The organism is Zoogloea sp. (assembly GCF_044344315.1).
Taxonomy (GTDB): domain Bacteria; phylum Pseudomonadota; class Gammaproteobacteria; order Burkholderiales; family Rhodocyclaceae; genus Zoogloea.
Genome location: NZ_JBIJDC010000023.1, coordinates 39,058 through 50,623 on the forward strand (window position 1 = coordinate 39,058; position 11,566 = coordinate 50,623).

Below are 11,566 nucleotides of genomic sequence, written 5' to 3' on the forward strand. Positions count from 1 at the left end.
CACGGGCGGAGGCCGGGGCAACCTGGCTTCCGCGGGCTGGCGCTCCGTCCGGCGCGCCCTGCTTTTCCGCCCCCGGGCGGTGTCTTGTACGAGGGTTTTCCCATGGAATTTCAGATTGCGTTGATGCTCGTGCAGGACGGCATCACCAACGGTGCGATCTACGCATTGCTGGCCTTGGCCCTGGTGCTGGTGTTTGCGGTCACCCGGGTGATCTTCATTCCCCAGGGCGAGTTCGTGGCCTACGGGGCCCTGACCCTGGCCATGCTGCAGGCCGGCGTGGTGCCGACCACCGTGTGGCTGCTGGTGGGCCTCGGGGTGGCGGTGACGGTGGTGGATGGCGTGCCGGCTCTCCGTTCGGGCCGCCCCGGGCGCCTGCTCGGCGTGGCCGGCTGGAACCTGGCCTACCCCCTGGGGGTAGCCGCGCTGGTATCGGTGCTGCCTCTCCAAAGCCTGCCGCAGCTGGCCCAGGTGGCCCTGGCCCTGGCCGTCGTGGTGCCGATGGGGCCGCAGATGTACCGGCTGGTGTATCAACCCATCGCCTCGGCGCCCATCCTGATCCTGCTGATAGTGTCGGTGGCGGCGCACCTGACCATGGTGGGCCTGGGTCTGCTGTTCTTCGGTGCCGAAGGCCAGCGCACGCCGGCCTTCTCCGACGCTTCCCTGGAGCTTGGCCCGCTCACCGTGCCCGGCCAGACCCTGGTCATCGTCGCCGTGTCGCTGGCGCTGATCGTCGCCCTGTTCCAGTTCTTCGAGCGCACCCTGTACGGCAAGGCCTTGCGGGCCACCGCCATGAATCGGGTGGGCGCGCGCCTGATGGGGATTTCACCCGCCCTGGCCGGCAAGCTCACCTTCTTCCTGGCGGCCTTCATCGGCGCCCTGTCGGGGGTGCTGATCGCGCCCATCACCACCGTCTATTACGACACCGGCTTCCTGATCGCCCTGAAAGGCTTCGTGGCCGCCATCATCGGCGGACTGGCCAGCTATCCGCTGGCGGCCGTCGGCGCCCTGCTGGTGGGCCAACTCGAGTCCTTCTCCTCCTTTTGGGCCAGCGCCTACAAGGAAGTCATTGTCTTCACCCTGATCATCCCCGTGCTGCTGTGGCGCTCCCTGACCAGCCGCCATGTGGAGGAAGAAGAATGAACGCCAAGCTCTCGCCGCGCCTGGTGCTGGGGGGCTTCCTGGCCCTGCTCGCACTGGCGCCCGTCGTCCTGTCACCCTTTTCGGTGACCCTGCTGAACTACATCGGCCTGTATGCGCTGGTGGCCCTCGGGCTGGTGCTGCTCACCGGGGTGGGTGGCCTCACCAGCTTCGGCCAAGCGGCCTTCGTGGGCCTTGGCGCCTACACCACCGCGGCCCTCACCACCCTGCCTTCCCTGCCGGGCTGGATTGCCTGGGTGGGCTCCTCCCCCTGGCTGACCCTGCTGGCCGGCCTGCTGCTGACCACCGTGGTGGCGGTGCTGCTGGGCTCCCTGACCCTGCGCCTGTCGGGCCACTTCCTGCCCCTCGGCACGATGGCCTGGGGCATGAGCCTGTACTTCCTGTTCGGCACCTCTGAGAGCCTGGGCGGGCATTCCGGCCTCAATGGCATTCCGCCGATCAGTCTCTTCGGCCTGAGCCTGGATACCGGCGAGCGCATCTTCTACCTGATCTGGGCCTTCGTACTGGTGGCCGTCCTCACCACCCAGAACCTGCTGGACTCCCGCGAGGGGCGGGCCATCCGTGCCCTCAAGGGCGGCATCGTGATGGCCGAGGCGATGGGCGTGGATACCTCCCGCTCGCGCATGGTGATCTTCCTGATCGCCGCCCTGCACGCCTGTGCCTCGGGCTGGCTGTATGCCCACATGCAGCGCTTCGTCAATCCGACGCCCTTCGGCCTGCACATCGGCATCGAGTATCTGTTCATGGCCGTGGTCGGCGGTGCGGGGCATGTCTGGGGCGCCCTGGTGGGTGCCGGGGTGATCACCCTGCTCAAGCAGTGGTTGCAGGACATCCTGCCCAAGTTGCTGGGGCAGGCCGGCAACTTCGAGGTGATCGTCTTCGGTCTGATGATGATCGTCGTGTTGCAGCGTGCCCGTGGCGGCCTGTGGCCCTTGCTGTGCCGCATCGTGCCGGTGCGGGTGGACACCAAGACCATCGACGCAGCGGCCGACGCACTGCCGCGCCGCACGCCGCCGAAGGCGGGCGAGGTGATCCTCGAAGCGCGCAACGTGACCCGCAAGTTCGGTGGCCTGGTGGCCAACAACAACATGAGCCTTTCCGTCAGGGCTGGTGAGATCCTGGCCCTGATCGGCCCCAACGGCGCCGGCAAGAGCACCATGTTCAACCAGCTTTCCGGGGTGGATACGCCCACCTCGGGCGAGGTGTTGTTCCTGGGGCAGCCGGTGGCCGGCAAGGATTCGCGCCAGATCGCGCGCATGGGCATGAGCCGTACCTTCCAGCACGTCAAGCTGCTGCCCGCCATGAGCGTGCTCGAGAACGTGGCCATCGGCACCCACCTGCGCGGTGAAAAGGGCGTGCTGTCGGCGGCCTGGCGCCTGGACCGCACCGAGGAGGCACGCCTGCTCAAGGAGGCCGCCCGGCAGATCGAGCGGGTCGGGCTGGGTGAGTTCATGCACGCCGAGGCGGGCAGTCTGGCCCTGGGCCAGCAGCGCATCCTGGAGATCGCCCGGGCCCTGTGTGCCGACCCTTGTCTGCTCCTCCTCGACGAGCCGGCCGCCGGCCTGCGTCACAAGGAGAAGCAGGCCCTCGCCGACCTGCTGCGCAAACTGCGCGCCGAAGGTCTGGCCACGCTGATCGTCGAACACGACATGGACTTCGTGATGAACCTGGTGGATAGGGTGGTGGTGATGGAGTTCGGCCAAAAGATCGCCGAAGGCCTGCCCGACGAGGTGCAGCAAAATCCGGCAGTGCTCGAAGCCTATCTGGGAGGGGTGGAGTGATGGCAAATCCGAACAACACCGTGCTGGAGATCCGCGACCTCAGCGTCTCCTATGGCAAGGTCGAGGCCCTCAGCAATGCCAGCCTGACCGTGGGCGAGGGCCAGATCGTCACCGTGATCGGCCCCAATGGTGCCGGCAAGACCACCATGCTGTCGGCCATCATGGGGGTGCTCGAGTCGAAGGGGCAGGTGGCCTTCGACGGCAGCATCGAGGTGGTGCCCGAAGTGGAGCGCATGGTGGCCCGGGGCATGAACCTGGTGCCCGAGAAGCGCGAGCTGTTCAGCGAGATGAGCGTGGAGGACAACCTGCTGCTCGGCGCCTTCCAGCGCTACCGCAGCGGCCTGCGCGACCATGCCAATACCATGGAGGAGATCTACACCCTGTTCCCGCGCCTCAAGGAGCGGCGCAGCCAGCTGGCCGGCACCCTGTCGGGGGGCGAACGGCAGATGCTGGCGGTGGGCCGCGCGCTGATGGCCAAGCCCAAGCTGCTGATGCTGGACGAGCCCAGCCTGGGCCTGGCGCCGCTGATCGTGCGCGAGATCTTCCGCATCATCGCCGAGCTGCGCCGCCGCGGCGTGTCGATTCTGCTGGTGGAGCAGAACGCCCGCGCCGCCCTGCAGGTGGCCGACTATGCCTATGTGCTTGAGACCGGCCAGATCGCCATGCACGGCCCGGCCCATCAGCTCGCCGACGACCCCCGTGTGATCGACGCCTATCTGGGTCTCGGCAGCAAACACCAGGCGATGCTCGCCACCTGAGCGCAATCAAGGAGACACACGAATGGAAGCCCTGCGCATCATGATCGACGAACATCAGTCCCTGGCGGCCATCCTGCACGCCATCCGGCTGATGCTCCGGGACATCGGCTCCGGCACCCTGCAGCCCGACATGGGCCTGCTGCGGGCCATGGTTCATTACCTGGACGCCTACCCCGAGAAACGTCACCACCCCAAGGAAGACCAGTTCATCTTCGCCCTGCTCAAGCAGCGCACCGCCGAGGGGGCCGAGGCCATCGCCCGCCTGGAGGAGGAGCACGCCCGGGGCAACGACCGCATCAAGGCCCTCGAGGCGGCCGTGCAGCGCTATGCCGACGGCGCGCCCGGCGCCTTCGAGGATTTTGTGGCCGCCTTCGAGGCCTTCGCCGCGTTCTATCGGGAGCACATGATGCGCGAGGAGCGGGAGATCCTGCCCCTGGTGCACAAGTACTTCACTGCCGAGGACTGGGCCATCGCCAACGCCGGTTTTGCCGGCACGGTCGACCCCATGAGCGGCACCCGTCCGCCCGATGGCCCGGAGGACTTTACGCGCATCTTCTCGCGCCTGGTGGCCGCCGCCCCCGAGCCCATCGGCCTGGGGGCCGGCCCCTACAAGGCGGACTGAGAGGGTGTGAATAAATCTACTGCGCGGCCCGATTTCGCCCCTGCGATGCTCACCGTACTCTTGTACGGCTGCGCTTCTCCGGGCGAACTCGAACCGCTCGCTACGATTTCTTCACACCCTCTGAGGGCAGGGCAGGGCAGGGCAGGGCAGGGCAGGCGCGGGCGTCTTCCGGCGCTGCCGGACAGGCGCCCGAGCGGGTATCATGCCCGATGCCGGTGGCCGGCCTGGCCGACTCCGGGTTTCAAGGGCTTCAAACCGTTATTCCGATATGCCACGCGCAAAAAAGAACAGCCGCTTCCTGCCGACCAGCGAGAACTTCCGTTACGAGGAGTTTCCCTTCTACTGGCTGGCCCGGGTCAATGCCATCTACACCCAGCAGATGGAGCAGATCCTGAAGAAACTGGGCACCGACGTTCCGACCCGGCGCGTGCTCCACCTGCTGAAGAATCACGGCACCCTCAGCGTTTCCGAGATCTCCACCCACGCCATCATCAAGCTGTCCACCATCACCCGCATCGTGCAGCGCATGCGTGACGAGGGCCTGGTGCACACCGCCACCAACCCGGACGATGCACGCATCACCGACGTCGCCATGACGCCCAAGGGCGAGACGCTGTTGGCCGAGATCCAGCAGGCCACCAGCAAGATCTTCGTGCGTGGCTACGGCGACCTCAGCGAAGCCCGCTTGATGCGCATCAGCCAGGACCTCGAAGAGATCTTCAACAACCTGGCGGACCACTGAGCCGTCACACGCCTCAGGCCCCGAAATAGCGTTCCGGCCGGTGATTGATGGCGATCACCAGATTGAGGGCGCCGGCTGCCAGCACCGACAGGCCCACCTGGCCGGGCGACACCACAAACAGGCCCAGGGCCAGGATCAGGCAGTCGCCGGCCATCTGCACCGTGCCGGCGCGCCAGCCGCGGGTCTTCTGCAGATAGATCGCGAGCACCCCCAGCCCGCCCAGACTGGCGCCGTGGCGGATCAGGATGAGGATGCCGATGCCCGCCAGCAGCCCGGCCATGACCGCCGCAAACACCGGGTCGATGCGCTCGAAGGCAATCAGGCCGGGCAGCACCTCGGTGTAGACCGACAGCACGCCCACGGCGCAGAAGGTCTTCAGCGTGAAGCTGCGCCCCATGGCCCGGTAGGCGAATACGTAAAAGGGCAGATTGACGGCAAACAGCACCGTGCCCAGCCGCCACCCGCTCAGGTAGTGGAGCAGGAAGGCCAGCCCGGCCGAACCTCCCAGCAGCAGGCGGCTTTCCCGGAAGATCAGGATCGCCAGGGCCACGAACAGACAGCCGGTGAGCACCCCCTGTACGTCTTCAAGGGGACTATGGCGCATGGCCTGCAGGGCGCTGGGGCGGGGCTCGGCGGGGGAGGAGGGCATGGCGGGCTTGTAAGAGGGCGGTACGCCGCCGATCATACCCGTCCGCCCACAAACTTTTTTTGAAGGGCCATGTAATAAGGGCGCGTGTCGGCCGACCAATGGCCAGCACCAGGTATTTGCGTGGCCCGTCGGCCACCTGCCGGCGCCCCCGATTCCAACAGGAGAGATCATCATGAAAAAGACCACTTCCGGCCTGAGCGCCGCCGCCCTTGCCGCATCCCTGGCCCTGGCCGGCGCCGCCCATGCCGGCGAGAACCCCTTCGCCGCCAAGTCCCTGGAGGGCGGCTATCAACTGGCCCAGGCCGACACCAAGGCCAAGGACGGCAAGTGCGCTGCAGACAAGAAGATGGACGGCAAGTGTGCCGGCGACAAGAAGGCGGAGGGCAAGTGTGCTGCCGGCAAGAAGGCCGATGGCAAATGCGCCGCCGACAAGAAGAAGGACGCCAGCTGCGGCGGCGACAAGAAGATGGACGGCAAGTGCGCCGCCGAGAAGAAGTAAGACGCATGGCGGCACGGGGCCGGGCTGCCTTGCCCCGTGCCGGGAGACCCTGACATGCACGCACGCCTGCCCATCGGCGCCGGGCTGGGCTTTCGCCGGGAGCTGCTCCCCGAGCTGGAAGCCGGTGTTCCCGAGGCCGTGCAGTTCTTCGAGCTGGCCCCCGAGAACTGGGCCGGCATGGGCGGGCGCTCGGCCCGCCAGCTACACGCTTTCACCGAACGCTATCCCTTCGTGTGCCACGGCCTGTCCCTGTCGGTGGGCGGCCAGCGCCCCCTCGATACCGATCTGCTCCTGCGCACCCGCGACTTCATGGCTACGCACGGCATTGGCCTGTACACCGAACATCTGTCGTGGAGCAGTGATGACGGCCAGCTCTACGACCTGCTGCCCCTGCCCTGCACCGGCGAGGCCGTGCGCTGGGCCGCGGCCCGCATCCGCCAGGCCCAGGACCTGCTCGGCTGCCGTATCGGCATCGAGAACGCCTCCCGCTACGTCACCCCGCCCGGCGCCGAGATGGACGAGGCCAGCTTCATCCGCGCCGTCGTCGAAGAGGCCGACTGCCTGCTGCACCTGGACGTGAACAACATCCTGGTCAATGCCCGCAACTTCGGCTTCGACCCCTTTGATTTCCTCCACGCCCTGCCTCTGACGCGCACCTGCTACATCCACGTGGCCGGCCACCATGTGGAGGACGACGGCCTGCTCATCGACACCCATGGCGCGCCGGTCATCGACCCGGTGTGGGATCTGCTGGCCGAGGCCTATCGCCACACAGGCCCGGTGCCCACCTGTCTGGAGCGGGACTTCGGCTTTCCGCCCCTGGCTGAATTGGCCGAGGAGGTGGCTCGCATCGCCCGCCTGCAGGCTGCAGGAGCCGCCCGATGAGCCGCCTGCGCGAGTTCCAGCTGGCCTTTGGCCGGCGCCTCCGGGCCGGAGCAAGGGCTCCCGTGCCGGCCGGCGTGCCGCGCCAGCGCATGGCGGTGTATGAGGAACTGCTCTTCAACAACCTGCGCAGCTTCCTCGACCGCTGCTTTCCGGTGGGGCGGGCCTGCCTCGGTGAGCTGCGGTGGACACGCCTGTGCCGCGCCTTCTACCGGGACTGGCCGTGCGCCACCGCCTGGTTCCGCGAGATCCCGCGGGAGTTCGTCGACTACCTGGAGGCGGGCTCCCGCCAGCGCCTGCCACGCTGGTTCGCCGAGCTGGCCCGCTACGAATGGGCCGAGCTGGCCGTAGACGTGATGGACGTGGCACCACCCGCTGGCCTGAGTGACGGGGATCCCGTCGAGGGCTGCCCTGTTGTCAATCCGGCCCTGCTGTCCCTGGCCTTCCAGTGGCCGGTGCACTGCATCGGGCCGGATGCCCGTCCCCGCCGCCCGGCGCCGGTGCAGCTGCTGGTGTTCCGCGACGCCGCCGACGAGGTGTGTTTCGTCGAGACCAACCCGGCCACCGCCCGCCTGCTGGTGCTGCTGGAGGCCGGCGGCGTGTCCGGCCGCGAGGCTCTGGCACAACTCGCAGCCGAACTCGGCCGGGCGCCGGACGCGGCCTTCATGGACTTCGGCCGCCACAGCCTGGCCGACCTGCGCCGTCTCGGCGTGCTGCTGGGGACGGCAGCGTGAGCTTCCCTGCTATGCTGGATGGCGTGGCCCGGCGCCCGGCGCCGCCCCTCACCACCCGGACGCTTCCGCCTGCCATGACCCCCACCCCCCACGCCGAGCTCATCTCCGGCTTCCGCCCCCAGCTGCTCAAGTTTGCCCGCCTGCAACTGCACGACGACGCAGCCGCGGAGGACGCGGTGCAGGAGGCCATCGAGGCTGCCCTCAAGGGCATCGAGCGCTTCGCCGGCCGTTCCGCCCTGAAAACCTGGCTGTTCACCATCGTGCGCCACAAGGTCATCGACTTCCTGCGGGAGCGCGGGCGCACGGTGCAGGTCTCCAGCCTTGAGCGCGACGAGGCCGACATGGACGAAGCCTTTGACGCCCTGTTCCGGGAGAACGAGCACTGGAGCCCCCTTAGCCGCCCGCGGCCGTGGGGCAACCCCGAGGAGGCCCTGGAGCAACAGCAGTTCTGGCAGGTCTTCGAGATCTGCCTGGAGGTGCTGCCGGCGCGAACCGCCCGGGTGTTCATGATGCGGGAGTTCCTGGGCCTCGAAACCGACGAAATCTGCACCACCCTGGCCCTCAGCGTCAGTAACTGCAACGTGATCCTGCACCGGGCCCGGGCCGGCCTGCGGCAGTGCCTCTCCGAAGGCTGGTTTGGTGGAAAGGCCGCTCCATGCTGACCTGCAAGCACACCACCCGGCTTCTTTCCGAAGCCCTGGATCGCCCCCTCAGCGGGCGGGAGCGCCTTGCCCTGCGCCTGCACCTGGTGTTCTGCCGGGGCTGCCGGGCCTTCCGGCAACAGATCGATTTCCTGCGCCGCGCCAGCCGTGCTTTCACTGGTCACGACGACAGGGCGCCCTGACCCTTCAGCTGACCCTTCAGTTTTCCCGCGAATGACCGTCACAGGAGACGCGTAGTCTGTTGCGCTGCGATAACGGCGCTGTCCGTCGCCATCCTTTCCTGGCAAAGAAATGAGGCGTGTACGTGCCTGTGAGGCGAATGTGCTTTGCTGCATCGCAGCAGCGGGACTATCCTGTCGGTTACGGCACCACCCCATGAAGCGAGAATCAGCGTGAGTGAAATCGATCTGAAACGGTTCTTCCTCGAACAGGTACGCCTCTTCGAGCACTTCCCGGCCGACAAAGTCGAGGAAATCGTCAGCCAGGGCCAACTGGCCAGCTACGAGGGCAACGAAGCCATCCTCGAGACCGGCGACGACAGCAAATACATCGGCGTGCTGATCACCGGCCACGCCGAGATCTCCATCACCGACAACACCGGCACCCGCTCGGTGCTCAGCCAGCTCGGGCCGGGCGACGTCTTCGGCGTCATGTCCATCCTCACCGGCGAGCGCCTGTCCGCCGATGTGATCGCCGGCAACCGCTGCTACGTGCTGCTGATCCCCCAGGCGGTCTTCAACGCCCACATCCTCACCAACCCGAAGGCCATCGCCTACCTGTCGCGCCTGCTCCTCGACCGCATGCGCAACATGAGCCTGGACATCGTGGCCGGCCAGACCGCCAGCACGGCCAAGTCCGACGACCCCTACGCCCTGTCCCTGCTCACCGGCCAGCCTGGCAAGGTGGTGGCCCTCAACGTGGGCGTCAGCCAGATCCATTTCGGCATCTACGACACCAAGGACAGTGGCGCCGACGTGCATGGCATCGTCGACAACGCCGACCCGGCCGTGGTCTGCATCACCGTGATGGTGGGTACCCAGGTCAAGACGCAGATGCGCGAACCCTTCCCCATCACCGAGCTGTTCCGGGTGATGCAGGAAGCCACCCGTCTGCTCGGTGACGCCTTCACCTTCCATGCCGAAGAGGTCGTCGCCATCGGTCACCGGGTGGTCCATGGGGGCAGCAAGTTCTCCAGTGCCGTGGTCATCACCCCGCAGGTCATCACCGAGATCGAAGCCCTCTCGGTGTTCGCGCCCCTGCACAACCCGGTGAACGTGGAGGGCATCCGCATGGCCATGAGTCAGCTGCCCGGTGTGCCCCACGTGGCGGTCTTCGACACCGCCTTCCACCAGACCCTGCCGCCCTACGCCTACCTCTACGGTCTGCCTTACGACCTTTACAAGCAGGAAGGCATCCGCCGCTACGGCTTCCACGGTACGTCCCACCGCTACGTCTCCCTGAAGGCCGCCGAAGTCGTCAAGCGCCCCCTCGGCGAGCTCGAGGTGGTGTCCTGTCACCTGGGCATTGGAGCCTCCCTGTGTGCCATCGACCATGGCCGCTCGGTGGACACCACCATGGGCATGACCCCCACCGACGGCCTGATCATGCCCAGCCGCTCCGGCAGCATCGACCCCGCGGTGATGATCCACCTGATGCAGCACCAGGGCATGTCGCCAGAGGCGCTCTCCAGCCTGATCAACACCGGCAGCGGCCTGAAGGGCATCTCCGGCATCTCCAGCAACATCCACGACATCGAGACCGCCGCCAGCAACGGCCACCACCGGGCCCTGCTGGCCCACAAGGCCTTCTGCTACCAGGTGCGCAAGAACATCGGCGCCTACGTGGCTGCCATGGGCGGCATCGACGTGCTGGCCTTCACCGGCGACGTGGGCGAGACCAGCGCCACCGTGCGCAGCCTGGCCTGCCAGGGTCTCGGCTACATGGGCATCAAGCTCGACGAGGAGAAGAACCGCAATCTCGGCCTGGTGGGCTCCCACGCCATCATCTCCGCCGACGATTCGCCGGTCACCATCCTGGTCATCACCAACGACGACGAACGCCTGGTGGCCTGGGAAACCCTGCGCGCCATCGAGCGTAACCAGCTGCTCCTCGAATCCCGTGCTGAAGAAGCGCCGGCCATTCCCATCGAGATCTCGGCCCACCACGTGCATCTGTGCCAGGCCGACGTGGAAAAGCTCTTCGGCCCCGGCCATCAGCTGACCCCCGAGCACGAACTGTCCCAGCCGGGCCAGTTTGCCTGTGCCGAGAAGGTGCACCTGGTCGGCCCCAAGGGGCGCATCGCCAACGTGCGCGTCCTCGGCCCGACCCGCAAGGAGACCCAGGTCGAGATCGCCATGACCGAGCAGTTCAAGGTCGGCATTCAGCCCCCCATCCGCGAGTCCGGCGACCTGGTGAACACCCCGGGCATCACCCTCGAAGGCCCGGCCGGCAGCACCACCATCGAGCGCGGCGTCATCTGCGCCCAGCGCCACATCCACATGACCCCCGAAGACGCCCTGCGCTTCCGCGTGCGCGACAAGTACATCGTCCGTGTGCGCATCGAGGGCGAGCGCGAGCTGATCTTCGGCGATGTCGTGGTGCGTGTGAACCCGGCATATCGCCTGGCCATGCACATCGATACCGATGAAGGCAATGCGGCCAACATCCGTACCGGCATGCAGGGCTTCATCGAGGAGATCCAGAGCCGGCTCTGAGGGCAGGGGGGCTGGCCCCCTTTTCGGCATACAAGGGGCGGCTTCGGTCGCCCCTTGTGCGTTCAAGCGTGGCCCGCCGGGGCGCCGCGGCCTTTGTGGGGTCGAATTGAATGGCGATGTTCGCGTTAAGTGTGGAAAGCGTTTTCGCTTCGACAGGTAAGGCTTGAGCTCTTGCTTACGGGCTTTCCGTTGCGTGGCGTTACATTGGCCGGGAATTCGCCCCGGCGGGCGACCTTCTTCTTTGCTTCGCCAAAGAAGAAGGCAAGAAAGGCGACCCGGCCACCCCGGTCATTCGCTGCGCGAATGACTGCCCTGCGCTGCTCCCAGCAGGCGGCCGGCGCGGAACTCGCCCTTCGGGCTCAGAC

Annotated in this window: 12 protein-coding genes; 11 read left to right on the forward strand and 1 reads right to left on the reverse strand. The window is 67.0% G+C overall.

Annotated features, from left to right (window positions below; genetic code table 11):
• Positions 1-102: 102 nt before the first annotated feature.
• The 5 genes from ACIQ09_RS07405 to ACIQ09_RS07425 all read left to right on the forward strand — a co-directional run bounded on the left by ACIQ09_RS07405 (position 103) and on the right by ACIQ09_RS07425 (position 5,061).
• Positions 103-1,140, forward strand: coding sequence for a branched-chain amino acid ABC transporter permease (locus tag ACIQ09_RS07405; protein ID WP_296406687.1), 1,038 nt, complete (start codon positions 103-105; stop codon positions 1,138-1,140).
• Positions 1,137-2,939, forward strand: a complete 1,803-nt coding sequence (locus ACIQ09_RS07410) for an ATP-binding cassette domain-containing protein (RefSeq protein WP_398307751.1) — start codon at positions 1,137-1,139, stop codon at positions 2,937-2,939. Before ACIQ09_RS07405 ends, ACIQ09_RS07410 begins: the two co-directional genes overlap by 4 nt.
• Entirely contained in the window at positions 2,939-3,697 is a 759-nt protein-coding gene (locus tag ACIQ09_RS07415; RefSeq protein ID WP_296406683.1) for an ABC transporter ATP-binding protein, read from the forward strand. The genes ACIQ09_RS07410 and ACIQ09_RS07415 overlap by 1 nt, the downstream gene beginning before the upstream one ends.
• 22 nt (positions 3,698-3,719) lie before the next feature.
• A complete protein-coding gene (locus ACIQ09_RS07420; protein WP_398307753.1) occupies positions 3,720-4,319 on the forward strand; it encodes a hemerythrin domain-containing protein in 600 nt (199 codons plus the stop codon).
• A gap of 268 nt (positions 4,320-4,587) precedes the next feature.
• Complete coding sequence (locus ACIQ09_RS07425) at positions 4,588-5,061, forward strand: MarR family winged helix-turn-helix transcriptional regulator (RefSeq protein ID WP_398307755.1); 474 nt, start codon at positions 4,588-4,590, stop codon at positions 5,059-5,061.
• A gap of 13 nt (positions 5,062-5,074) precedes the next feature.
• On the opposite strand, the gene ACIQ09_RS07430 is transcribed toward ACIQ09_RS07425, so the two are convergent.
• The gene (locus tag ACIQ09_RS07430; RefSeq protein WP_398307757.1) at positions 5,075-5,710 is read right to left on the reverse strand and encodes a YitT family protein; all 636 of its coding nucleotides are present in this window, start codon (positions 5,708-5,710) and stop codon (positions 5,075-5,077) included.
• A gap of 172 nt (positions 5,711-5,882) precedes the next feature.
• Here ACIQ09_RS07430 and ACIQ09_RS07435 point away from each other — a divergent pair, with 172 nt between their 5' ends.
• From ACIQ09_RS07435 to ACIQ09_RS07460, 6 genes are all read left to right on the forward strand, one after another.
• Positions 5,883-6,209: a hypothetical protein gene (locus tag ACIQ09_RS07435; protein ID WP_398307759.1), complete on the forward strand. Its 327-nt coding sequence runs from the start codon at positions 5,883-5,885 to the stop codon at positions 6,207-6,209.
• Between the two features lie 54 nt (positions 6,210-6,263).
• Positions 6,264-7,094 carry a DUF692 domain-containing protein gene (locus ACIQ09_RS07440; RefSeq protein ID WP_398307761.1) on the forward strand — a complete coding sequence of 277 codons (831 nt, stop codon included), beginning with the start codon at positions 6,264-6,266 and terminating at the stop codon, positions 7,092-7,094.
• Positions 7,091-7,825, forward strand: a complete 735-nt coding sequence (locus tag ACIQ09_RS07445) for a DUF2063 domain-containing protein (protein WP_398307763.1) — start codon at positions 7,091-7,093, stop codon at positions 7,823-7,825. The genes ACIQ09_RS07440 and ACIQ09_RS07445 overlap by 4 nt, the downstream gene beginning before the upstream one ends.
• Positions 7,822-8,487 (forward strand): sigma-70 family RNA polymerase sigma factor, encoded by a 666-nt coding sequence (locus ACIQ09_RS07450; RefSeq protein WP_398307765.1) that lies wholly within the window; start codon positions 7,822-7,824, stop codon positions 8,485-8,487. Before ACIQ09_RS07445 ends, ACIQ09_RS07450 begins: the two co-directional genes overlap by 4 nt.
• Entirely contained in the window at positions 8,481-8,669 is a 189-nt protein-coding gene (locus tag ACIQ09_RS07455) for a zf-HC2 domain-containing protein (protein ID WP_398307767.1), read from the forward strand. Before ACIQ09_RS07450 ends, ACIQ09_RS07455 begins: the two co-directional genes overlap by 7 nt.
• 210 nt (positions 8,670-8,879) lie before the next feature.
• The gene (locus tag ACIQ09_RS07460; RefSeq protein ID WP_398307769.1) at positions 8,880-11,201 is read left to right on the forward strand and encodes an acetate/propionate family kinase; all 2,322 of its coding nucleotides are present in this window, start codon (positions 8,880-8,882) and stop codon (positions 11,199-11,201) included.
• Positions 11,202-11,566: the final 365 nt, after the last annotated feature.